Below are 23,181 nucleotides of genomic sequence, written 5' to 3'. Positions count from 1 at the left end.
CGGCCCGGCAGAGCCGGCCGGGCCCACCAGCCCAATCCGAAAGGGGCAGTCCATTGACGCAGCTGTGGTCACTGATGCCGCAGTTCTGGGAGGGGCTCCGCGCCACCCTGCTGCTGCTGGCGGTCTCGGGCGGGCTCGCGCTCGTCCTCGGCACCGTCATCACCGCCATGCGGATCTCGCCGGTCCCGGTCCTGCGCTGGTTCGCGGCGGTCTGGACCGAGGTCGCGCGCAACACTCCCCTGACCCTGGTGTTCTTCTTCACGGCCTTCGTCCTGCCGATGCTGGGCTTCCGCGCTCCGTTCCTGCTGCTGGCCTTCGTCGCGCTGACGTACTACACCTCACCGTTCGTGGCCGAGGCCCTGCGCTCGGGCATCAACGGTGTGCCGGTCGGGCAGGCTGAGGCGGCCCGCAGCATCGGCCTGGGCTTCGGCCAGACGGTGTCGCTGGTGGTCCTGCCTCAGGCGTTCCGCATGACGATTCCGCCGCTGATCAACGTCTACATCGCCTTGACGAAGAACACCTCCGTCGCGGGCGGGTTCTTCGTCGTCGAGCTGTTCGCCTCGACACGCCAACTCGTCAACGACAACGGCAACATCGTCATCCCGATCCTGGTGCTGGCGGCTGCCCTCTACCTGGTCATCACCGTTCCGCTCGGCCTGGCAGCCGTGCAGCTCGAGAAGAGATGGGTGGTGTCGCGATGAGCGCCAACAGCGTCCTGTTCGACGCGCCGGGCCCCCGGGCCCGTCGCGCCTCACTCGTCGGGTCGATCGTGTCGATCGTCGCAATCCTGGCGGGCGCGTCCTGGATCGTGTCCCTGCTCGCCGCACCGCGCCAGTCGGCGGGGATCACGCTGCCGGGGATGTTCGACGAATCGCGGTGGGACATCTTCCTGGACCCGGAGGTGTGGAGCTTCATCGGGGCGGGCGTCGTCGCCACCCTCCAGGCCGCGGCCGTCGCGGCCGTCGGCGCCATCGCGCTGGGCGTCGTGTTCTCGCTGATGCGCAGTTCGCGCCTGCCGTGGGTGCGCGTCCCCACCGCCGTGATGCTGGAGTTCTTCCGCGGGATGCCAGTGCTGCTGATGATGCTGTTCATCCTGCTGGTGGCCTCGACGGGCGCCTTCTGGGCCGTCGTCATCGCCCTGATCATCTACAACGGCACCCTCATCGGCGAGGCCCTACGTGCAGGCCTCGCCGCCCTGCCGCGCGGGCAGAGGGAGGCGGCCCTGAGCTTGGGGATGCGCGAGTTCCAGTCGAAGCTTCTCGTCGAGTTCCCGCAGGCGTTCCGGCAGATGCTGCCGATCATCGTCGCCCAGCTGGTGGTGCTCCTCAAGGACACGTCGCTGGGCTACATCGTGGGGTACAACGAGATCATCCGCAGCAACATGAACAACCTCGCGAGCTTCTTCGGCAACCGGTACCTGTTCTCGCTGTTCATCGTCACCCTGGTGATCTACCTCACCATCAACCTGCTGGTCTCGTGGTTCGCCCGGTGGTTGTCCTGGCGGACGGGAAGCGGCGGTCACCTGGCCAAGGACGGCGGGGCCGCCCCTGGTACGGCGGATCCGACGTCGACGATCCGCCTCATGCAGGCGAGCGCCGCGGCGCGCCAGTCGGAGGACAACCGGCACGCCTGATCCAGCCGAAGGGGCGCACCACGCCCAGCGTCAGCGGAGGCGACAGAAGGCGTCCACGTGCTCGACGCGGCCCGACACGATGAGCACGTCCCCCGCCTCGATGACCATCTCCGGGACGGCGTAGATGAAGTCCTGCCCTGGGCGTTTGGCGCCCACCACCGTCACCTTGTTCTGCGTCCGCACCAGGGCCTCGCGCAGTGTCTTGTCCCAGATCACCTTCGGGGCCCGAGTCCGCGCCATGGCGAAGCCGTCCTCGAACTCGAAGTAGTCGATCATGTAGCCCGACACGGCATGGGCGACACGCTTGCCGGTCGAGGCCTCCGAATAGACCACGTGGTGCGCCCCGATGCGTTCGAGGATGGCGCCGTGTTCCCGTGTGGCGGCGCGCGCCCAGATCTCCTTGACCCCCAGCTCCGAGAGCGCCAGCACGGTCATGATCGACAGCTCCACCTTGCTCAGCGCCACCACGGCCTTGTGGATCTGCTCGATGCCGATCTGCTCGAGCGCCTCGCGGTCAGACGGGTCCATCTCGATGACGTGGGTGAACTCGTCGGCGTGCCTGGTGGCCTGGGCGTGGTCGTCGGTGACGGCGATGAAGGGGACATCCATGTCGTGGAGGGCGTGCGCGGTGGCCGTGCCGAAGAGACCCAAGCCCACCACCAGCACGGTGTCGTCGCTGATCCGACGCTCTGATCTACCCAACAATTGGCTGCTCCTCCGGTAGGACGTAGTGACGGTGACGCGCACGGAGGGCGAGCGCCGCGGCGACCGAGACGGTTCCGACCCTCCCCAGATACATCAACAGCATAAGGACCACCAGCGATTCGGGCCTCAGCTGCGGGGTGATGCCCGTCGACAGGCCGACGGTGCCGAAGGCCGAGATGGTCTCGAACAGCACCTGTTGGAGCGTGAAGCGGTCGTCGACGAGGATGAAGAACGTCGCAAGCGCCACCGTCGCCGAGCCGAGCATCACCACGGCCAGGGCGGCGCGCTGCACCGTCGCCGGGATGGCGCGGCTTCCCACCACCACCTGACTCTCGCCTCGGAGTTCGGCGACCACCGTGGCCAGGATGATGCCGACGGTGCCCACCTTGATCCCGCCCGCCGTTCCGGCCGAGCCTCCCCCGATGAACATGAGCACGTAGTACAGGGCCAGCGTCATCTCGTTGGCGTCGCCGTAGTCGATGTGGTTGAAGCCCGCGGTGCGAGGGAAGACCGCCCCGGCGAGCACGGCGAGGGCGCGGTCGTCGAGTGGCATGGCGCCGAGGGTGCGCGGGTTGTTCCATTCGGCGAGGGCGAAGATCACGGCCCCCAGCACGAGCAGCGAGACGGTCCCGGCGATGGTCAGGCGCGTGTTGGCGCTCCAGCGGGCCTGCCGCCGGCCACGGCGGAACATCCTGCGGCCCACCTCGAACAGGACCGGGAACCCGAGCCCACCCAGCACCACGGCCAGGCAGATCGGAACGATGACGGCGGGATCCCCGACGAAGCCGATCAGGTTGTCGCTGTAGAGGGCGAAGCCCGCGTTGTTGAAGGCGGATACCGCGTGGAAGGCTCCCTGCCAGGCGGCGGACGCCCAGCCGTCGGTGTACGGGCGGAAGGCCAGCGTGAGCACGGCGGCGGTCACGGCCTCGGCCGACAGCATCACGACGGCGATCAGCTTCGGCACGCGCAGCACCGACCCGAACCCGGTCCGGAGCTCCTGCCCGGCGATGAGCGAGCCCTGCAGGGAGATGCGTCCCGTGGCGACGAGGGTGAGCAGGCTCGCCAGCGTCACGATCCCGAATCCGCCCACCTGGATCAGGGCCATGATGATGAACTGCCCGAATGGGCTCCAGAACGTGGCGGTGTCGACGGTGGTCAGGCCCGTGATGCAGATCGCCGACACCGCCGTGAAGGCGGCGTGGATCAGGGGCGCCGATTCGCCGCCTGTGGTGGCGGCCGGAAGAAGCAGCAGGCCCGTGCCGACGGCGATGCCCACCAGGTACACCGCCGGGATCACCCTCGCCGGGTGGCCCAACCACCGTGTGAGGCGCATGGCGCAGATCATATTCCCAGGCGCCCGGGTTGTGCTCATATCGGCTCTGATGGGCCCTTTCGCCGGGCCTTGGGCGGAAAAGTGCGTCGGATTCCGACTCGCTCATCGCAATGGATCGCCTACTTGGCGCTCAATGGCCTAGGATTGTCTGAGTGACCACGCCCGTGGTCCAGGCAAGAAGGAATGACGTTATGGCCACTGGCACCGTCAAATGGTTCAACTCCGACAAGGGCTACGGCTTCATCGCTCCCGATGATGGCTCAGCCGACGTGTTCGCGCACTTCAGCGCGATCGCGGGTAGCGGGCACCGCAACCTCGAGGAGAATCAGAAGGTTGAGTACGAAACTGAGCGTGGGCCCAAGGGCCTCCAGGCTGCGAACATCCGCGCTCTCTGAGGTTGGCGTCCGGAGGTAGACCTCCAGGGCACCAAGGCTGCGACCCCCACCGGTTCCGGTGGGGGTCGCAGTGTTTTTCCCCGCAGACCCACCGCGGCCTCCCCGTCGCGGGCCCTCTGTCACTCTGGGATCACCCACTGCGGGTGAACCGGGCGGGGACGCACCGTCGCGATACTGGTGCCACCACGTGAGAGAGGATCGCGCATGTCCACCCTTGAATCCGCACCGAAGAGGACGGCCTGGGACATCATCCTGGGCATCATCCTGGTTGTCGCCGGCTTCTTCCTGCTCGGCAACGCGGTGTTCGCCACGGCGATGTCGGTGTTCGTCATCGGTTGGACCACGCTCTTCTCCGGGGTCGTGCTCCTCGTCGGGTCGTTCTTCCGGATCAAGTCGGGCGGCTTCCTCTCCGCAGTGCTCGGCGGCGCGATCCTGGCGGTGATCGGTCTGTTCGTCCTCCGCAACCCCGTGGTCGGCGCCGTGGCCCTCACCCTGGGGGCGGGCGTGACGTTCTTCGTCAGCGGCCTCACCCGCATGGCGTGGGCGTTCAGCGCCGACAAGGGCCGCCTCCTTCTCATCATCAGCGGCCTGATCTCGCTCGGACTGGGGTTCTACGTCCTCTTCAACCTCAGCACCGCCACCCTCGTGCTGCTGGGGGTACTGCTGGGCATCCAGACGGTGCTCGAGGGGCTCAGCCTGATGCTGATCGGCCGGGTCCGGCCCGTGAAGGGCGACTGACCGCCAACCTGTAGGAGCCCGGGAGCGCGTCCCTCCCGACACGCCGCGTCGGCCCACCGACTCACGACGCGGTGTCGTCATACGAGGGCCACGCAGCCGGTCGGGGCGTAGGCTGATTCACGCAGAGCCCTTCCTGGAGGCGTGATGAACTCTCCGGCCAGTGGCCCGCGGCCTCGTCGCCCGGGTGCCTGGGCCACCGTCCTCGCCGTAGGTGCAGCAGTGGTGCTGGTGCTTCCCGTCGTCCTGCTTCCGCTGTCGACGGCCGTGCCGGCCGTGGTCTGGCTTCCCCTGCTGGCGGCCGACCTTGCGCTGCTGGTCTGGCTGATCGGCTGGCGGCGGCGTCGCGGGGTCCGCGCACTCGCAGTGGGCCGTCGGCCGCGACGACGTCAACGCGATGGCCTCACTCGTCGAGAAGTATTTCGCGACGCTGACCACACCCCACAAGGAGCTCATCTGGCTCGACGGGGGGCACGGCCTCTCGGGTGAGACCCCCGATCAGTTCGTCGAGGTGATGGTCGAGCGGGTGGCGCACGCCTCTGGCCGTTGAACACCCCGCACGCCTGAGGCGATACTTGAGCATGCGGGAACGGACGCCCGGCGATTCCTTCGACGACCTCTTCGACGAGGACCTGCACGCCGCACTTGATGCTGCGGCGGCGGAGCACCGTGCCGACCTGGCCAGCCACCTGCTCGCCGCCCTCTCCCGCGTCCAGAACCGGGGCACTCCGCTGCGCGGCGCCGAGGGCTACGGCAGCGGCGGCGTGGTCAGGCTGCGTTTCGCCGACGGGACGAGCGTGCTGGCGAGGGGCGATGGGAGGGGCGGCCTCGGGTTCGCCGCGGTGGCCGTGCTCCGAGGCTCAGCCGTCCTGCTGAAGGACGTCCGCAACGACGGCGCCCACGTGCACGCGCTGCTGGTGTGGGATCGGCGCCATCACGTCGAGATCGACGTCCTGGGCAGCGATCAGCCGGACTGAATCGGCCGTGACCGCGCGGGTCCGCCACGCCGGTGAGCGTCATTGGACAACGCCCCGATACCGGGGTTGACTGGGGCGGTGTTCCGCCTGCGCTCCAACCCAATGATCGTGACCCTGCTCGGGCTACGCGGCAACGGCCGCGCCTCCGTCTACACCGAGCCCCTCTGGGGGCTGTCCATGATGCTGGTGCTCCCCTACGCCTCGGTGTTCATGCTGGCATTGGGGGTCCAGGACACGCAGATCGGCCTGCTCGCGACCATCTCGATGCTGTCCCAGGTGGTCTTCGGGCTGCTCAGCGGCGTCATCACCGACAAGCTCGGCCGACGCATGACCACCGCCGTCTTCGACATCGTCGCCTGGGCGATCCCCTGCCTCATCTGGGCCTTCGCGCAGAACTTCTGGTGGTTCCTCGTGGCGTCCGTCATCAACGGTGCCTGGCAGGTCACGCAGAACTCGTGGGACTGCCTCCTGGTCGAGGATGTGGACCGCGCGGAGATCCCGAAGGTGTACTCGCTGATCAAGGTCGCGGCTGAGTTCTCCGCGCTCTTCGCGCCCATCGCGGCAGTGCTGGTGTCCAACCTGGGGCTCGAGCTGGCGGTGCGGATCCTCTACCTCAACGCCTTCTTCATCATGTCGGTCAAGATCTGGATCCTCTACCGCTACACCACGGAGACCGCCACCGGCGTGGTCCGGATGGAGCAGACGCGTGGCGTCAGCATCTGGACGTCGCTGAAGGAGTACCGGGGGGTCCTCGGGCTCATCGTCCGGTCCAAGGGCACGCTCTTCTCGCTCGCCATCGCCGCCGTCGTGGGCGCCGTCGCGCTGGTCAACGCCACGTTCTGGCAGGTGGTGATCAACCAGCGGCTGGGCGTGCCGGACGCGCTGCTGCCGTTCTTCCCGATGGTCCGCTCGCTGCTGTCGGTGCTGTTCTTCTTCACCCTCATCCCGCTCCTCACGCACGCCAAGCACCTGAAGGCGCCCACGCTGATCGGCTTCGGGGTCTACCTGGCGGGCCAGCTGCTCCTGGTGGGGATCCCCTCCCCCGACGGCGGGGCCACCCTGTCCACGTACGCGCTCCTCGGCGTCTGCCTGGTCCTCGACGCGTTCGGTGGCGGAATCCTGTTCATGCTGGCCGAGTCCTTGGTGGCGCTGCATGTCGACGTCAACGAGCGCTCGCGCGTGATGGCCATCCAGCGCACCGTCGTGATGCTGGCCACGGCGCCCTTCGGGTGGATCAGCGGCTGGCTGTCGAGCATGGACCGCAGCTGGCCGTTCCTGCTCACCTCGGCCCTGCTCGTCCTTGGGCTGCTCGTCGCAGGCCTCTTCTGGGTGACGACGCACGACGAGATCCACGACGATGCCGCCACGCCCGCCTGAGGCGCCGGGCCCGCGGGGCATCAGGTGAGACCATGCGCCGCGTCTCTGTCGACCACGCCGACGCCTGCCACTGAACCGCCACCCACCCGGGAAGGACAACCATCGTGACGAACCCTGCCGGACAGGATCGCCCCACGGAGAGGAGTTGGTGGGGACAGCGCGGTGCCCTCAACCGGGCGCAGCTCGTCGGGCTGGCGGCCCTCGTCGCGGTGGCCGGTGGCGCCATCGGGGCGGCCGCCGTCCGCGTCATCCCGGCTTCGGGGCCGTGTGACATCGTCCGGGTGGCCAACGGCGCTCTGCCCTCAGTGGTGACCGTCTACGCCGAGGGCCCTGGCGGATCGGGCTCGGGGAGCGGCGCGATCATCAGCGCCGAGGGGCTGATCCTCACCAACGACCACGTGATCGCCGCAGCCGCCTCCACCGGCACCCTCGAGGTCCTCCTCGACAGCGGCGCCCGGCTTCCCGCGGATCTGATCGGCACGGACCCCGTCACCGACCTCGCCGTCCTGCGGATCGACGACGCCGACCTGCCGGTGCTGCGCATCGCCCCACGCGCGCAGCTCAGCGTCGGCCAGCCGGTGGTCGCGCTCGGCGCTCCGCTCGGACTCTCCGGCACGGTGACCAGCGGGATCGTCAGCGCGCTCGGGCGCAACGTTCCCGCGCCCACGGCCGGAGGGGGCACAACGGTGCTGGTGGGATCCATCCAGACCGACGCGTCGATCAACCCCGGGAACTCCGGCGGCCCGCTGGTGACCTGCGACGGGGATCTCGTGGGCGTCAACACCGCCATCTCGACGGCTCCGAACGTCGAGGGGGTACAGGGGGGCGGCAGCGTCGGCATCGGGTTCGCCGTGCCGGCCAGCACAGCCCAGCGCATCGTGGACCAGCTGGTGGCCGACGGCCGCGCGACCCACCCGTGGATCGGCGCGCAGACCGCGGAGATCACCGAGGAGTCGGCCGAACGCTTCGGCACCCAGGCGGGCCTGTTCGTCCAGGCCATCGCGCAGGGTGGGCCCGCCGCGGCCGCCGGACTGAGGCCGGGCGATGTGATCACCGAGCTCGACGGCGGGCCGGCCACCAGCTTCGCGCTGGCGTGGCTCCTGGCCACGGCCCAGGTGGGTGACGAGGTGCCGGTGACGCATCTGCGGGACCAGTCGGTGCAACAGACCACGATCACGCTGGCCGAGCAGCCCTGATCCGAGCCGTCCACCCGCGCTTGCGCTCACGCAGGCCTATCCCGAATTGTGGGACGCCGTGGCTCCTGGGAGAGGACAATCCTGTGCATGCGCACATCCCGGCGGGCGGCTGAACCGGCCGAGGCCAGCGGGCGGCACTACGACATGGACTGGCTCCGGGTCGCCGCGATCCTGGTGATCTTCGCGTACCACGTGGGCCGGCTCTTCGACGGATGGTCGACGATGGGGCCCGCGCTCGGGCACGACATGCAGGCCTGGCACGTCAAGTACCACGAACTGACGCCCTGGCCGATCTACCCGATGGCCGTGGGGGCCCAGTTCACGATGCCCCTCTTCTGGGTCCTCTCGGGCATGGCGACCTGGTTCGGGTTACGCAGCCACGCGGTGGGCGCCTACATGCGCCGCCGCGCCTTCAGGTTGCTCGTCCCGGTGGTGACCCTGGGCTGGTGGGTGTTCGGGCCGATCCAGGTCTACATCGAGGCCACGACGGGCCAGCACTACATCGCTCCGCCGTTCGAGGGCTCCTTCTGGGAGTTCCTGCCCCACTACGTGAGCGACGGGGTCTACGGCTTCGGCGGCTACTTCCCGTGGGACGGTCTGCACCTGTGGTACCTCACCCACCTGTTCCTGTTGACGCTGCTCTCCCTGCCTCTGTTCCTGTGGTTGCGCACCCCTCGCGGGCAGCGGGCGTCGGCGGCTGCCGCGGGCTTCCTGTGCCGGCCCGCCGCGATCTACCTGCTGGCCGTACCGTTGGCGGTGGTGGAGACCTTCCTGCCGCGCGGCGTCCCCCTGCTCACCACGGAGGAGGGCGGTTGGCTTCTCGTCTCGTACTGGGTGTTCCTGGTGCTGGGCTTCTTTCTCGTCAGCGACCCCCGGCTGCGGGCGACGGTCCAGCGGCACAGGTGGCCCTCGCTCATCGTCGCCGCGGTGACGACCGTCCCGTTGCTGGTCCTCGCCTCGGGGATCGCGTCCTTCGTCGTCGGCTCCCCCGGGTTCATCGGTTTCATGGTTCTGCGCAGCCTCAACGGCTGGCTCTGGATCGTGGCCATCCTGGGCTTCGGCTCCGCCCACCTCAACAGGTCGCGGCCGGTCCTCGGCTACATCGGGGCTGCGGTGCTGCCCTTCTACATCCTCCACCAGCCGCTCATCGTCGTTCTCGGCTACCTGACCGCCGACTGGGGGCTGCCGATCCCCCTCATGTACGTGCTGGTGGCACTCACCGTCATGGCCGTGAGCCTCTGCCTGTACGAGTTCGCCATCCGGCGGGTGGCGCTCCTCCGGCTGTTGTTCGGCATGGGTGGGGCACCGCCGACCTCGCCGACCGGGCCGACGATCGCGGCCGTCGACGCGGCCGGTCGCTGAGCCTTTGCCCGGCTGGGACACTGGCCACATGTCTCTGCTGCAGGAGCTGTGGCGTCGCGCCTCGGCCACGACCCCCGTCCCGGAGACGTCCACGCTCCTGGTGATCGCGTTGGCCGCGCTGGCCTGCGTGATCCTCGCCTGGCCGGCGGTCCGGATGTCGGTCACGGTCTGTCACGAAGCCGGACACGCCGTCGCGGCCACCCTCACCGGCCGATCGCTGCAGGGCATTCGGCTGCACTCCGACACTTCGGGGGTGACCCTCACGCGCGGCAAGCCGACCGGTGCGGGCATGGTGATCACGCTGCTCGCCGGCTACCCCGCAGCCTCGCTCGTCGGCCTCGTCGCCGCCACGGTCGCGGGTGCCGGGTACGCGGTGGCCATGCTGTGGCTCCTCGTGGCGCTGCTCGCCCTGATGCTGCTCAAGATCCGCAACGTCCACGGCGCACTCGTCGTCCTCGGTCTCGGCGCCGCTCTGGCGCTGGCCACCTGGTACGCCCCCACCCACATCCTCGGGTGGCTCGCCTACGGGCTCGCCTGGCTCCTGCTCCTGGCCGGCCCGCGTCCCGTGATCGAGCTGGCGCTCAGCCCCCGCCGAACCACCGAGGGCTCAGACGCCGCCCAGCTGGCCCGACTGACCCACCTGCCCCGAGTCCTCTGGATCACGCTCTGGCTCGGAGGCACGGTGGGGGCCCTTGCGCTCGGCACCGCCCTGATGCTGCCGGGCGTCCTGCCCGGCTGGGCCTGACCCGTTTCCACGATTGCGGGAGTTGGAGGCTGCGAGTGACTGCAGCGTCGCCAGGTGCCCCTTTCCGCCTGCCTCGTGGGGTGCCACAGTGGGTCCATGACGACTACGTGGGTGCCGGTCGCCGGAGGGGTGCTGGCGGCCGGCGTCGAGGGCTCCGGTGATGCGGTCCTGGTGGTACAGACCGCACTCTCCGTGGACGAACTCGTCCCGCTGATCCGCAGGCTTGGCGACCGGTACCGGGTCATCACATTCGACCGCCGTGGGTACGGGTCGAGCGCCGGTGTCGGAGGCGCCGCGTCGGTCGACACCGACGCGCAGGACTGCCTCGCCGTCCTCGGTGCGCTCGAGGACGGGCCCGTCCACGTGGTCGGAGTGAGCTACTCGGCGGCGGTCGCCCTCGGGCTGGCCGAGCTGGCCCCGGCCGCGGTCCGTTCTCTCACGCTCGTCGAACCACCGCCCAGGCACGTTCCCGCGTCGGCGGAGTTCCTCGCTGCAACTCGGCACCTCATGGGCCTTCACCAACGTCAGGGCGTCGCCGTCGCGCTGGACGCCTTCATGGGCATGCTCGTGGGCCCGGACTGGCGTCCCCGGCAGGAGGTCTTGGCGCCGGGTTCCGTCGCCCGGATCGAGCGCGATGCCGACGCCTTCTTCAGCCGGGACATCCCCGCTCTCGTGTCCTGGGCGTACGGCCCCGAGCAGGCAGCGCGCGTGAACGTCCCCGTGCTGTACGTGGGAGGGACGGAGAGCGGGCCGTGGTTCCGCCAGACCCAGGCCTGGGTGTCAGACCTCTTCCCCGCAGCCCAGAGCGTCACCATCGAGGGAGCGGGCCACGACCTGGCCCTCACCCACCCCGGTGAACTCGCCAACGTTGTAGCCCGGTTCCTGGACACCCAGAGATGACTCCCGTCCAGACCGCCCAGCAACCAGCCGCTGCGTCCACCGCGGAAACAGTCCCCCAGTGCAGCCCCGCACGCTCAGCCGCGTCGTTGGTCACCCCCACTACCGGCACCACTCCGCGGCCAGGGCCACACCCCGGCGCCAGCTGACACCCCTCCCCCCGCGGAAACGTGTCCACAGTGGCATCCGCTGCTCCAAACCCTGAGCGTGGACCCCGGCACTGGAGTCCCGTTCCCGCGGGGTTTGCTCCTGCCCGGGGACACCGAGGGTGCCAGCTCGCCGCGCGGGCGCATGGGGCGTCAAGCCCCGATGACGACGGAAGAGGCGGCCCCCGTCTCCAGGAACCGCCTCTGACTACCTATTTAACCGTCGGGCTGACAGGATTTGAAAATGACCGATACCGCTTGGACATCCGCGGACATTGGTGCCCAACAACGCCCCTGACTACGTGCTGTCCTCAGATGTCGCAGAGGTGATCTTCGTCGTCCACACCCCTGAATGGACTTCAAAGTACACTCGATCTGGCACGTATCTGGCACGGGTTTAGGGGTCCCTTTGAGCAACACTGTCAGCCTAGGCAAAGCAGCCTCAACGGCTCGCGGCGGCGGCAACAAGCGAGGCGTGAAGCGCGGCTTCGGTAGCATCCGCCAACTGCCATCGGGCCGATATCAGGCACGCTACACCGGCCCCGACGGAACGGAGCACCGCGCTCCCGTCACATTCGCCGCCAAGGTCGACGCCACCGCCTGGCTCTCCATGCAACAGGCCGCCATCACTGAACACCGGTGGAAGCCTGCTCCCCCACCAGACCCCACCACCATGGTCTTCGGCGACTATGCCCGCGCATGGCTCGAAGCAAGAGAGCTGGGCCCCCGGACACGTTCGGAATACCGGCGCCTCATCGAAGGCAGGCTCAGGCACTTCGATCACCACACCTTGGACCAGATCACTGCGGCCGCCGTGAAGAGGTGGTGGCAGGACCAGGGCCCGCAGTACCCGACAGCCCGGCGGCGGGCCTACGACTTGCTGCATGCCATCCTGGACACTGCCACGAAGCCCGATGAGGACACCGACGCCCCTCCCCTGTTGGCCACCAACCCTGCACGCCTCACCGCCAAGACCCTCAGGACGAGCCCGACCAAAGCCGGGGCCAGGATCAGGCCGGCCACCCTTGCCGAGCTCGATGCCATCGCCTCAGCTATGCCAGAGCGCTACCGGGCCATGCTCCTCCTCGCGGCTTGGTGCCAACTGAGGTTCGGCGAACTGACTGAACTGCGCCGCGGCGACATCGCACTCACCGTCGACAAGTCAGGAACCCCCGCGGCAGGAGTGCTCCACATCCGGCGTGCAGTCGTATGGACCGACCCTGACACACCAGTCGTCAAGGAGCCCAAGAGCGCCGCTGGCATCAGGGACGTCGCGATCCCACCGCATGTACTGCCCCCGCTCATCCAGCACCTCGACGAGTGGGCCGCTGAAGGCTCCGACGGGCTACTCTTCCCCGCTGTGGAGTCCGGCGGCAATATGAAGCACGGTGCGCTGTACAAGGTCTACCGACGAGCCCGAAATGTCGCCGGCCGTCCCGACCTGCGTTGGCATGACCTCCGCCACACCGGCGCCACGATGGCCGCCCAAGCCGGCGCGACACTGGCCGAGCTCATGAACCGACTCGGACACTCCGACGTTCGCGCAGCACTGATCTACCAACACGCCACAGCCGACCGGGACGCCGAGCTTGCGCTCAAACTCTCCAGGATGGCCGGAGGATCCGAGTGAGGCCTGATCACTCGCCAGCAACCCATCGGGCGCGGTTACTAGCTATAGCTAGCAGTGACCCAAGAAGCAGAACAGCGCCGAGAGCTTCAGTTGCTCTCAAGTTCGAGACCGATCAGGATGACCGGCGCGGTTCGTGCTCGATGACCGGTCTCCTGCGGAGCTGTTCAGAGCGCTGCTAGCCTCACAGAATCCGTCGGTGTTGCGACGTTGACTAGAACCCGCCCCGGCGCCGACATGAACGCGGCCGCGCGATGGCGAAGGCTGAGCACGGCGCGCGTACCCGCTAGCCGCCAAACCTCGGTGTGGACCGTTGAAATCAACGCTGCACGGTTTGACGAGGAACTCGTCCAGAATAGTTGGGTCCCCTCTACCGTTCAGCGCGGTCGCGGTCGAGGTAGTAGTCGCGATAAGTTCGGTGCGCTAATCGGAAAGCGGCTTGCCCAAACTCGGAGTCCATCATGATGTAGGGCGCGGCCTCCTCGAGCGCTTGGGTGATGTGTCTTTCGGTGAGGCGACTGCCGTGTAGAGCTGTTGCTGCGATGCCCCAGATGCCGTCGACTCGTGGGAAACCACGTCCACGGGCGTAGGCGAGCGACCACAGGAGGGCGGCGGTTTCGGGGCTGCTCTGTTCCAGTCGGGTGACGGCCTGCGAAAAGACCCCTCGGTGACCGCTGGAGAGGAGATCTGGTAGCCGCCCCCTATCCTGCCACGTTGGATCCGCGAGAATTTCATGTACTGCCAGCCGCGCGAAGAGAAACGGTTTGTCACAGGCACCGATCAGGACCCCGAAGTCTTCAGCTTCCACTCCAAGTGTCTCCCGCAGCCTGTTGGTGACGTAGGTGACCACCGCCGTCTCATCCTTGGGTAGCGTGAGTTGATCTGTGGGGGTCAACGCTGGCAGCAGCGCTTGAGCCGTCGGTGTCGGTTGGTCTGGATCCTCATTGAGGGATTGGCGGGTACCGACGACAACCCGCACATGTGGGATCTGACTGAGACGGCGCAGGATCCCTGACGCAATCGTGAAGGGATCCCGAGATTCATCCAGAGCATCCGCGAGGAACGTCAGCCTGCGGTATGCCGCGAGGTCGCGGATGTTGGCAAACAGGGAGTCGATGCCCCGGGTGGCGTTGAGTGATAAGGAAGAGACGAGGCCTTGGACAACGTCGCTCACGTCCTGTCCGCTTAGATGCATCGTCGCATCAAAGCGGACATCCGGATCAGGGCTCAGACCCGGCCCTTCCAGCGTGTAGCCGAGGGCCTTTAGCGTCCTCATCAGCTCTGGTTGGGTACTGGCATACAGCATGCCTAGCAGGGCGGACTTCCCTGATCCCGCCACTCCGGTGACAGCGAACAGACCCTGATCGGTGCGGTTGAGCCATCGTGAGAGTGTTCGACGTTCGTTGTGCCGACCCTCAAAGTGCCAGGCAAGCTCCCCGATCTCTCCCCCCTGGGCCTTCGGGATGAAGTGGGTCAGCGCCGCCTCGGGTTGTTCGGCGAGGATTTTCCGGAGCTCGGTGCGGTCGCTCACCGTCGCAGTGACGCCCCGCAGCGGGTCGGCAGGTGGGGGAAGCGTGGCGCGGTCCGTGACCTGTCCAAGCACTCGATTGTCATCGAGCCAGTCGGCTAGCTGGCGGCGTAGTTCCTTGACCCGGATGGGTCCGTCGTGGTTCGGGAATGCCTCCATGATCATTCGAAGAGTCGAGGGAAAGTCTCCAGTGAATGCCGAACCCTCGGGTGTGGTCCCGACGAGGATCAGATTCTTGGGCGGCGCCGCCCTATCGAAAGCGGCGAAGACATCGCGAACGCCTGGGCCCGACTCGCAGGTGTCGAGGATCACGATCCGCCACGCATCCGGATCGTGGACCAGTCGGTCCTTCTGCTCCTGGATCAGCACCGCGGCTAGGTCGGCGGCTGTGATGCACTCCAGATGCTGGAGTGTCTTGGACGTCACCGACGTTGTGGCGAGAAGGAAGCGATGCTCGTTCCCGACGGTGGGGCGTGCGCCATGGCCGACCCAGTACACAATCGCCGATTCGATCTTGCCACCGACTGGATCGCGGGAGCCGCGCGACCACCCCTGCATTCGGTCGGCCAGGGACGCCCTGTCGCCAGGCCATTCGTCGACTTCAATCCCTAGTCCCGCTAGAGACCGTGCGACTGAGTCTCGGGAGCTGCAAGCGTCCTGCCCCAGATTGAGTGCCGGGCAAAGGGGGTACTCGTCGATGCACACGGTGAACAAACGAGGGGCCAGCACGCTCCTCTGGCCTTCACTCATCGAGCTCCTTGGGGTCAACGATGTTGATGATCTTGGTCACGGGAGTGCCGCCTTGCGAGACGGATATGCGGTGATATCCGCCGCCCAACGCTGCCGTGAAGTGGAGGCTGCCGTCGCGCACCTGCGCAGACCAAAGCCGGGTGGTCCCGTCACTGAGATCCTCACTGGTGAAGGAGACATCACCGACGGATTCGACGCCTGTGATACGCGCCGTGGCTTGTCCAACGGGCAGAGTGTCAGGCACGTCGACGCCCAACGCGTCGCCCGCTCCGAGCTGCCGTCCGATCCCCTGACCCAGCATCTTCTTTCGGGCGAACAACCTTCCCTCGGCGGACTTCGCGAGCGCCTCGTGTTGCTGAGGCAGGTAGAAAGCTTCGATCCCCGGCGGTAAGGCGCTTGACTCCGCGACAGTCCCGTCGCCATCTGTGGAGTAGCCCATCTCCGTAAGTTTGAGATCTGAGCCGTTCAGGGCCACGGTCATCGCTGTGGACTGGTCGCTTCCCGCCATGACGGACATCGGGATCCAATACTGAGGGTCGTCCATCCGCAGTTTCTCCCAGCGTGCCGTCGACTCCTCAGCCATCCGTACGGATGCCCCGATTGATGCGAGATCGGACGCCTGAAGCCGGCGGGGGGTGACCCCTGCCTGGGTTACGCACTCTGAACGGGGCAGCAGGTCATAGACCCCTGGGCAAGTAACGGCCAACTCCCGCGCGGCTCGGGCTGACGCAAGGGGGGGAGTCCCCTCTCCCGTCGCCAGCACCCGTAAGGACTTGGCCGATCCGTAGAACGGTGTCCCGAGAGTGATCAGACGACGCACCACTGTGTGCAACCCCAACTGCTCAATCGCGTACCGCGCGACAAGTCCCCCCATCGAGTGGGCCACGATCACCAGCCTGATCTCAGTGCGGTCAGTTGGGAGCTGTTCGGCCGCGACCAGCTTCTTCCATGAGTCGAGGTGCTCAGCAGCCTTGGAGACGAGCGCCCGTGCACTCGAGGCGATCGACAACCTCCAGTCATAGGGAGCCTCTACCACTGACCGCGAATCTGGCACATGGTCTCGCAGATCGGCCAAGAGGGAGCTGTAGGGCTCTAGACCCCCGAGGCCAGGGAGGAACCCGACTCTACGCAACAGACGGGTCGCTCTTATACGCCCACCACCCGCGAGGTCATCCTCACCCACCTTCAAGTCCGCGAGTGAGTGCAGGAGCCGGCCACGAACCAGAGTCCCCAGGTTCATTCCCCAGACGACTTCCCCTGTGAGCTTATCCGTTAGCTCACTGCCCATAATCCCTGGAACAACCAGAACGGCGTCGTACATCAGAGTCCTTCCTCGTCGCGCGGCAGATGTAAGGCGATGACGCCCCCGTTCAGGGCGATGTATAGATGGTTCTTGCCGAGCGAGATGGCCTCGGGGGTCAGTGAGCCCAACCTGTAGGTTGCGATGAGAATAGCGGGGTGTGGATCCCCCTTCCGCAGGCTGGTGATGTCCCACAACCTGACTGTCCGATCCTCGCTACCCGTGGCCAAAAGGGTGCGCCCGCTTGGCAGGGTCCCAAACGCCGCCCCAGTCAATGGGCCTTCGTGGCCGGTGAGTGGGCTCCCGATTGCGGAGCTGGTGACGGGGTCCCACAGGCGAACCGTTTGATCCCTACTCGTAGTGGCAAGCAAAGTGCCTCCACCGGGAAGCTGCCCAAACACCACCCCCGTCACCTCGCCGCTGTGGTCGGTGAGAGGTTCCCCAGCGGGAGCGCCCGTGGCTGTGTCCCACAACCGGACTGTCTGGTCAGTGCTGCCACTGGCGAGAAGGGTACGACCGTCGGAAAGGGTCCCGAAAGCCAGCCTGGTCACCTCACCCGCGTGGCCGGTCAGCACGATGAGCCCTTCAGTCGCTGGTCGGGTCCTCCAGGCCCTCATCACGGCTGTGTCCCTCAGTTCGACGACTCCGCCAACGGCTGTGGCCTCCAAGGTACGGCCGTCAGGCAAGGCTCCGGTCGCGACCACCCAGTCACGCGAATGTACGACCCTGTTCCCTAAATGGGCGTCGGTAGTCGGGTCGCTCAGCCTAAGTCCGTGCGGTCCTGCGCTGGGGGCGAGCTTCGTTCCTCCATCGGGCAACGTGACCAGCACGACCTCGGTCGACGTGCCGTTCTCGCCACCGAGAGAGAAGGCGCCAGGGATACCGGCGATCGGGTCCCAGAACCTGACTGTCCAACCCTCATGGGTGGTGGCCAGCATGGTGTGTCCATCCGGCATCGAAACCAACGCCATCCCGATAACTGCGCTGTTGCGACCTTTGCCGCCGAAGTTCCCTGCCGTGGCGCCAATGGTTGGATCCCATAATCGAACCGTCCGATCCTCACTGCCGGTGGCGAGCAGGGTGCGCCCATCGGGCAACCTCCCGAACGCCACAGAAGTGACGCTCTTTGTGTGACCGCTGAGTGGAGCGCCGACCATGGTTCTGGTTGTCGCGTCCCACAGGCTGACGGTGTGGTCCGTGCTGCCAGTTGCGAGGAGGGTGTGTCCGTCGTCCAAGGTCCCGAATGCCACTGCCGTGACTTCTCTGTGAATGGTGCGGGGGGCCGCGGCCGGGGTGACGGTTGTAGGATCCAACAACATCACGGTCCCATACGCGTTGCCGGTGGCGAGCAAAGGGCGTCCGTCGACCATCCGCCCGAACGCAATGGTGGTCGCCGCCTCGAAATGGCCCGAGAGTCGCTGTCCGACAGAGGTGCCGGTGATCGGGTCCCACAGTCGAACGGTCCCTGCGTAGTCAGCTGTAGCCAACAGGATGCGTCCGTCGGGCAGCGTCGCGAACGCCACTCCGACAACCCGGCGGACTGAACCAGGGAGAGGGATTCCCTCCGGGCGGTCGACACTCAAGTCCCACAATCGGACTGATCGGTCTTCGCTGGATGTAGCGAGCAGAGTACGTCCGTCTTGCAGGGTCCCAAATGCCACAGCTGTGACCTCTCTGCTGTGACCTGTAAAGGGGGCCGCGGCCGGGGTACCGGTTGTCGGGTCCCACAACCTCACGGTCCGATCCTCGCTGCCGGTGGCCAGCAGAGTGCGTCCGTCGACCAGCCGCCCGAACGCCACTGTGGTCACCGCGTCGGTATGGCCCAAGAGTGGCTGACCGACAGAGGTGGCGGTGATCGGGTCCCACAGTCTGATGGTCCTATCTCTGCTGGTGGTGGCTAGCAGAGTGCGACCGTCGGGTAAGGTGCCGAAAGCCACCCCTGTCACCCAGTTGGTGTGACCTGCCAGGGGCACGTGCGCCGTGATCGGTGTTAACTGGGCCCACGCCAGACGCCTATCGCTGAATGCTGCAGCGGACCCCAATCGCGACCGAACCAGATCCAGAATGAGTGCGCGAGCGTCGTCGCCCACCCCCATCAACTCGACGCGGGCCACCACTGCCGCCTGCAACTCAGGTACGAAGTGACTACCCCCGAATACATCCCGCACAACCACATCAGCTAGCGCAGCCGGATCCAGACGATCCAAGACGCTGACGTCGTCACCCACCACACCCCACAACCCCGCACCATTGACATGCTCCGCCCCATATCGGGCAACGTAAGGCGGTGGGCTGTCGGAATCACGAAAGACGGCCAAGAGGGATTCCAATACAGCCCTTTCGGGCGACAGGTGCGGCACTCGTGGCATGGATGCTCTCTCCCGGCAGGGGCGGTGTCACGCCACCGCGACCTCGTATACGCCCGAACCTACTACGCCGGTGGCCTACTTACCTGCTCCCTCAGTGTGGTCGGCGTGTTTGTCGCCTTCATCACCAATGGCGGCTCTCGTCTATCGGCACGACACCGAAGCCAGCCACCCTCCCGGACCTCCCTGGTGGATCCCCGTAGCTGTTGCGGCGGCCAGCGGCTCCTCGCCTTGGGCTTCGGTGATGCCCGCTGGCCGCTGCTTCTGCACAGGCCCCCTCTGTCCGTCAGGTAGAGGCGCTGTGGGCCCCGTCAGACCGTCGCGGTCAGGTCCAGTACAAGCTCACATTGTGAGGTCGAGGGGAAGATCGGCTGTGTCCTTCAGCCTGCGCCCCTCGACCATCATGTGACGGAGGCCCTGCACCGTCGCCCACCACAGGGACCTGCTCGAGGCGAGGATCCTCGCTCAGCTTGGGGACATAACCATGCCCCAACTCACGGAAGGCGTCATCACGGATTGGCACGACCGTCTTCCCAGCACACCCGTGTTGAACGCCCACGCATACGCACTCCTCCGCGGCATCTTGTCCGCGGCCGCGATGAAGGACCCCCGAATCAAGCCGCCCACGATCGCTGGTGCCTCGAAGTCCCGCACAAAGCACAGGTCTGAGCCCGCCACTCTGGAGGAGCTGGCCGTCATCGTGGCCCACATGCCGGATCGCTTCCAGCTCGCCATCCTGCTGATGTCGTGGTGCGCGCTCCGTTTCGGAGAGGTGAAGGAGCTCCGATGCCAGGACATTGATCTTCGGGGTTCCCGGATACGCGTTCGGCGTGCGGTAGTGCTCGTCGAGAAGCATCGCCTCGTCTCAACCCCGAAGTCCGAGGCCGGCATCCGAGATGTCACGATCCCACCGCACCTGTTCCCCCTCGTTAAGGAGCACCTAGTCGAGCACGCTCAGACCGGTCCCGCCAGCCTGCTGTTTCCGTCTGCGAGCGGTGGCCATCTGTCTCAGTCGACGCTCAACGGCCGATCGGCTCGCCGACGCATCATTAAGGGGCTCGTGGTCAATGAGTCCGCTACCGGCTTCTACCGGGCCCGCGAGGCCGCCGGCAGCGCGGATCTACGGCTTCACGATCTTCGACACACCGGCGCTGTTCTCGCCGCGCAGACCGCCACCACCTTAGCTGAGTTGATGGCCCGGCTTGGGCACTCAACCCCGCAGGCCGCGATGCGCTCCCAGCACGCGGCGCGGGATCGGGACGCTGAGATCGCCCGGAGACTATCCGACATGCCCCAAGGCTCAGGCGGGGCATGAGCGTCCGGAGTTCATGAGCTCGGCATCAACCCGACGCCCGAGGCTTGCAGCCCGGGACGCCCGAGGTACGGCTCTGGCAACCGAGCGAGTACGCCCAATCGCCATTCAGGGGCCGAGAGCGGTCACGCGGTGACACCGGCCACCCCGGGTTACTACAAATGCACTCCCCCGACGTGCCATCTTCGAGGGGAGCGGACAGCCAGAACCCCATCGAAGGAATTCGGGCCCACCGTCACGGGTGCCCGGGAAAGGGCCGGTCAACATGCCCACCACGAAGCGCCCACGACGTGAGCTCGCGTCGCCAGCCGAAGTCGCCGAGTTGTTCGGCCTCGACACCAAGACGGTCCGCCGCCGCATCGCCGACGGCACCCTCCCCGCATTCCGTGTGGGCCGTCAGATCCGAATCGACTTGGCCGCGGCCGAGGAAGCGCTCATGAGGCCCATGAACGCCGCAGCGGCGGCCCTTCTGAGAGCTGACGCCAGGAACCGCCCCGTCCTTAGGTGAGGCCACGACTACCCCCGTCCGGGCGGCTCTGATCTGCACCGAGGCGAAGAACGGCATGTCGATCTGAACCTGCCAATGGTGCTCCTTCTGCAGCAGGCGAGTCGAGAGCCGCGAGATGAAGGCATGCTGCAGCACCGTGCGGCTCGCCAGAGAGGCGCAAGTCCTCTCTCGGACACAGCTGGGAATCCCCAGTCAAGTCGGCGAAAGCCGCACTGACTGGGGGTTTTTCATTTTCTCCGTCACGCCACGCTTCGCCAGCGTGCACCACTCTGTAGCATGTTCATCGCACGTTCATCGCACGAAATCCCACGACGGGGGCATGCCATGAGGTTTGGCTACATTCGTCAGTTGCCCAGCGGCAGGTACCAGGCGAGCTACCAGGCTCCGGACGGTTCGCGCCATAACGCCCCTGCAACATACACGCACAAGGCCGACGCCCAGGCCTGGATCACCGCCGAGCGTCGCCTCATCGAGTACGGCACCTGGACCAGCCCCAAGGCGCGAGCCGAGGCGGTCGAAGCGGCTGCCCGAGCCGAAGCTGAACGAGAAGCCGCAGAGGCGTTGGCCGCTGAAGCGCTCGCGAGGGTCCCGACGGTCAGCGAGTGGCTTGAGCAGTGCATCACCGAGCGACAGACGCGGACCAGGCGTCCGATCAAGCAGACCACCGCAGACAACTACCGCAAGCTGGCACGCCTGAACGTCGACGGCACCGAGCTCGGCGACATGCGCGTCACGGACGTGAGGCGATCCGACGTGCACGCGTGGCGCTGGAGCGGGCCTCCCAGCAAGACCCGCACCCAAGGGGGCAAAGCCTACGAGCTCCTCGTCTCTGCCTTTGATGACGCCGTAGTGGCGGAGCTCATCGACGCGACACCCTGCACCTTGCGAGGAGCTGGCGCTCCTGACCGCGCCCGCGAGCCCGAGTCGCTGTCCCTGCACGAGGTCGACAGCTTCCTCGCCGCAGTTGAGGAACCCTGGGCGAGAGCCGCCCTGACCATCCAAGTGACTTGCGGGCTCCGGATCGGCGAGGTCCTGGCGCTGCGGTCGAAAGACCTCGACCTCCAGGCAGAAACCGTCACGGTCGCCGGGACAGTGGCGAAGGTGGGGGAACTAGGGATGAGGACTCGAGTCGTTCAACACCCAAAGACGCGGGCATCGATGCGCACCATCTCGCTCCTCCCCGGCACCGTCGCCGAGCTGAAGGTCTGGCGCCAGTCCAGAGGAACATTGCGGGCAGACGCCCTTCTCTTCTGCGACGCGTTCGGCAAGCCACTCAACGACGACGTGCTCCGCCGCATCCACAAGAAGGCCGCGGAGAGGATTGGGCGCAGCGAACTCAAAGACCACGACCTCAGAGCAACCGCGGCAACCCTGGCCGCATCCGCTGGAGCATCGGTACGCGAGATTCAGGCGATGCTCGGGCACACGACGCCGACCATGGCGCTGAGCTACCAGACAGCCACCAGGGAACGAGACGCCGAGCGCGCACGCAAGATGTCAGCCCAACGCACGAGTGCACGCCGTGAGGCCACCCTGACCTCCAGGGCCCCGACCGCTACCTGACTCAGATGGTGGGGACGCAGTTTCATGGCCGGGTAACCGGATCTGCCGAATAGCGTGCGCTTCCATAGCGGCGCGAGTGGCGCCATAATGGCTCCATACCGAACATTCAGATCAAGGACGTGCCAGACGACACCCACGCTGCGCTGCGACAGCGGGCGGCCGCGGCGCACCAGTCACTTCAGGAGTTCCTGCGCTCGAAGCTGATCGCCGAGGCCTCACTGCCGACGCTGGACGAGGTGTTGGCCAGGGCCGGTGGGCGGGCCGGTGGATCGCTGCCGCTGGCCGACGCGGTAAGCACGTTGCGGGTGGACCGTGCTCGTCATTGACGCCAGCGTCCTGGCTGTCGCCCTGCTTGACGACGGCCGGGACGGTGACACAGTGCGGGACAGGCTGCGCGGTGAACAACTCGCCGCACCCGCACTGATCGACCTCGAAGTGGCTTCGGTGTGGCACGGCCTGGCCCGCGGCGGCCACCTGGACCCGCGCCGGGTCAGGCTTGCTCTTGACGACCTGCAGGAACTGCCACTCCAGCGCGTCGAGCACACCTCGCTGCTGTGGCGCTGTTGGGAACTGCGGGACAATCTCACTATCTACGACGCCGCCTACGTTGCCCTCGCCGAAGCACTCCAGGCGCCCTTGCTCACCGGCGAGAGGCGCCTCTCACGATCCACCGGCCCACGCTGCACCATCGAGGTCGTCAAGACCCATCGTTGACGTCGCGGTTGG

22 protein-coding genes and 1 pseudogene are annotated in these 23,181 nt (G+C 66.9%); 17 read left to right on the top strand and 6 right to left on the bottom strand.

Annotated elements, in window-relative coordinates; translation table 11 throughout:
- Window positions 1-53: 53 nt before the first annotated feature.
- On the top strand, window positions 54-701 hold the full coding sequence (locus ACZK5D_RS10125) for an amino acid ABC transporter permease (RefSeq protein ID WP_463665208.1): 648 nt from the start codon (window positions 54-56) through the stop codon (window positions 699-701).
- Window positions 698-1,633 carry an amino acid ABC transporter permease gene (locus ACZK5D_RS10120; protein ID WP_463665207.1) on the top strand — a complete coding sequence of 312 codons (936 nt, stop codon included), beginning with the start codon at window positions 698-700 and terminating at the stop codon, window positions 1,631-1,633. The genes ACZK5D_RS10125 and ACZK5D_RS10120 overlap by 4 nt, the downstream gene beginning before the upstream one ends.
- A 30-nt stretch (window positions 1,634-1,663) precedes the next feature.
- Here the strand turns inward: ACZK5D_RS10120 and ACZK5D_RS10115 are convergent, their stop codons facing one another.
- Together ACZK5D_RS10115 and ACZK5D_RS10110 are read right to left on the bottom strand one after the other, a co-directional pair.
- The gene (locus ACZK5D_RS10115) at window positions 1,664-2,338 is read right to left on the bottom strand and encodes a potassium channel family protein (protein ID WP_463665206.1); all 675 of its coding nucleotides are present in this window, start codon (window positions 2,336-2,338) and stop codon (window positions 1,664-1,666) included.
- Entirely contained in the window at window positions 2,328-3,671 is a 1,344-nt protein-coding gene (locus ACZK5D_RS10110; protein WP_458993977.1) for a TrkH family potassium uptake protein, read from the bottom strand. The genes ACZK5D_RS10115 and ACZK5D_RS10110 overlap by 11 nt, the downstream gene beginning before the upstream one ends.
- Before the next feature lie 191 nt (window positions 3,672-3,862).
- Here ACZK5D_RS10110 and ACZK5D_RS10105 point away from each other — a divergent pair, with 191 nt between their 5' ends.
- The 10 genes from ACZK5D_RS10105 to ACZK5D_RS10060 all read left to right on the top strand — a co-directional run bounded on the left by ACZK5D_RS10105 (window position 3,863) and on the right by ACZK5D_RS10060 (window position 13,131).
- A complete protein-coding gene (locus tag ACZK5D_RS10105; protein WP_458996536.1) occupies window positions 3,863-4,066 on the top strand; it encodes a cold-shock protein in 204 nt (67 codons plus the stop codon).
- 204 nt (window positions 4,067-4,270) lie between these two features.
- The gene (locus ACZK5D_RS10100) at window positions 4,271-4,804 is read left to right on the top strand and encodes an HdeD family acid-resistance protein (protein WP_458993976.1); all 534 of its coding nucleotides are present in this window, start codon (window positions 4,271-4,273) and stop codon (window positions 4,802-4,804) included.
- A gap of 394 nt (window positions 4,805-5,198) precedes the next feature.
- On the top strand, window positions 5,199-5,351 hold the full coding sequence (locus tag ACZK5D_RS10095) for a hypothetical protein (RefSeq protein WP_458993975.1): 153 nt from the start codon (window positions 5,199-5,201) through the stop codon (window positions 5,349-5,351).
- Window positions 5,352-5,382: 31 nt separating this feature from the next.
- Complete coding sequence (locus ACZK5D_RS10090) at window positions 5,383-5,778, top strand: hypothetical protein (RefSeq protein WP_458993974.1); 396 nt, start codon at window positions 5,383-5,385, stop codon at window positions 5,776-5,778.
- Between the two features lie 102 nt (window positions 5,779-5,880).
- Window positions 5,881-7,155 (top strand): MFS transporter, encoded by a 1,275-nt coding sequence (locus ACZK5D_RS10085; protein ID WP_458993973.1) that lies wholly within the window; start codon window positions 5,881-5,883, stop codon window positions 7,153-7,155.
- A gap of 104 nt (window positions 7,156-7,259) precedes the next feature.
- Window positions 7,260-8,351 carry a S1C family serine protease gene (locus ACZK5D_RS10080; RefSeq protein ID WP_463665205.1) on the top strand — a complete coding sequence of 364 codons (1,092 nt, stop codon included), beginning with the start codon at window positions 7,260-7,262 and terminating at the stop codon, window positions 8,349-8,351.
- 87 nt (window positions 8,352-8,438) lie between these two features.
- Entirely contained in the window at window positions 8,439-9,713 is a 1,275-nt protein-coding gene (locus ACZK5D_RS10075; RefSeq protein ID WP_458993971.1) for an acyltransferase family protein, read from the top strand.
- A 28-nt stretch (window positions 9,714-9,741) separates the two neighbouring features.
- Entirely contained in the window at window positions 9,742-10,458 is a 717-nt protein-coding gene (locus ACZK5D_RS10070) for a M50 family metallopeptidase (RefSeq protein ID WP_458993970.1), read from the top strand.
- A gap of 96 nt (window positions 10,459-10,554) precedes the next feature.
- A complete protein-coding gene (locus ACZK5D_RS10065) occupies window positions 10,555-11,358 on the top strand; it encodes an alpha/beta fold hydrolase (RefSeq protein WP_458993969.1) in 804 nt (267 codons plus the stop codon).
- Window positions 11,359-11,976: 618 nt separating this feature from the next.
- On the top strand, window positions 11,977-13,131 hold the full coding sequence (locus ACZK5D_RS10060) for a tyrosine-type recombinase/integrase (protein ID WP_463665204.1): 1,155 nt from the start codon (window positions 11,977-11,979) through the stop codon (window positions 13,129-13,131).
- 367 nt (window positions 13,132-13,498) lie between these two features.
- On the opposite strand, the gene ACZK5D_RS10055 is transcribed toward ACZK5D_RS10060, so the two are convergent.
- From ACZK5D_RS10055 to ACZK5D_RS10040, 4 genes and pseudogenes are all read right to left on the bottom strand, one after another.
- On the bottom strand, window positions 13,499-15,406 hold the full coding sequence (locus ACZK5D_RS10055; protein ID WP_463665203.1) for a hypothetical protein: 1,908 nt from the start codon (window positions 15,404-15,406) through the stop codon (window positions 13,499-13,501).
- Entirely contained in the window at window positions 15,399-16,727 is a 1,329-nt protein-coding gene (locus ACZK5D_RS10050; RefSeq protein ID WP_463665202.1) for a lipase/acyltransferase domain-containing protein, read from the bottom strand. Before ACZK5D_RS10050 ends, ACZK5D_RS10055 begins: the two co-directional genes overlap by 8 nt.
- Window positions 16,727-18,229, bottom strand: coding sequence for a WD40 repeat domain-containing protein (locus ACZK5D_RS10045; protein ID WP_463665293.1), 1,503 nt, complete (start codon window positions 18,227-18,229; stop codon window positions 16,727-16,729). Before ACZK5D_RS10045 ends, ACZK5D_RS10050 begins: the two co-directional genes overlap by 1 nt.
- Window positions 18,230-18,301: 72 nt before the next feature.
- Window positions 18,302-18,802 (bottom strand): annotated as a pseudogene (locus ACZK5D_RS10040) (WD40 repeat domain-containing protein); the annotation flags it as partial.
- Window positions 18,803-19,556: 754 nt separating this feature from the next.
- Here ACZK5D_RS10040 and ACZK5D_RS10035 point away from each other — a divergent pair.
- The 5 genes from ACZK5D_RS10035 (at window position 19,557) to ACZK5D_RS10015 (ending at window position 23,169) form a co-directional block, all read left to right on the top strand.
- Window positions 19,557-20,387, top strand: coding sequence for a tyrosine-type recombinase/integrase (locus ACZK5D_RS10035; RefSeq protein ID WP_463665201.1), 831 nt, complete (start codon window positions 19,557-19,559; stop codon window positions 20,385-20,387).
- Between the two features lie 262 nt (window positions 20,388-20,649).
- A complete protein-coding gene (locus tag ACZK5D_RS10030; protein ID WP_463665200.1) occupies window positions 20,650-20,892 on the top strand; it encodes a helix-turn-helix domain-containing protein in 243 nt (80 codons plus the stop codon).
- A gap of 276 nt (window positions 20,893-21,168) precedes the next feature.
- The gene (locus tag ACZK5D_RS10025; RefSeq protein ID WP_463665199.1) at window positions 21,169-22,455 is read left to right on the top strand and encodes a site-specific integrase; all 1,287 of its coding nucleotides are present in this window, start codon (window positions 21,169-21,171) and stop codon (window positions 22,453-22,455) included.
- A 95-nt stretch (window positions 22,456-22,550) separates the two neighbouring features.
- Window positions 22,551-22,781, top strand: a complete 231-nt coding sequence (locus ACZK5D_RS10020) for a FitA-like ribbon-helix-helix domain-containing protein (protein WP_463665292.1) — start codon at window positions 22,551-22,553, stop codon at window positions 22,779-22,781.
- Entirely contained in the window at window positions 22,768-23,169 is a 402-nt protein-coding gene (locus ACZK5D_RS10015; RefSeq protein ID WP_463665198.1) for a type II toxin-antitoxin system VapC family toxin, read from the top strand. Before ACZK5D_RS10020 ends, ACZK5D_RS10015 begins: the two co-directional genes overlap by 14 nt.
- The last annotated feature ends 12 nt before the right edge of the window (window positions 23,170-23,181 follow it).

It is taken from the genome of Tessaracoccus yangjingae, from assembly GCF_055326235.1.
The sequence above is the reverse complement of the archived record's forward strand: the minus strand, read 5'-3'. Positions and strand labels throughout refer to the sequence as shown.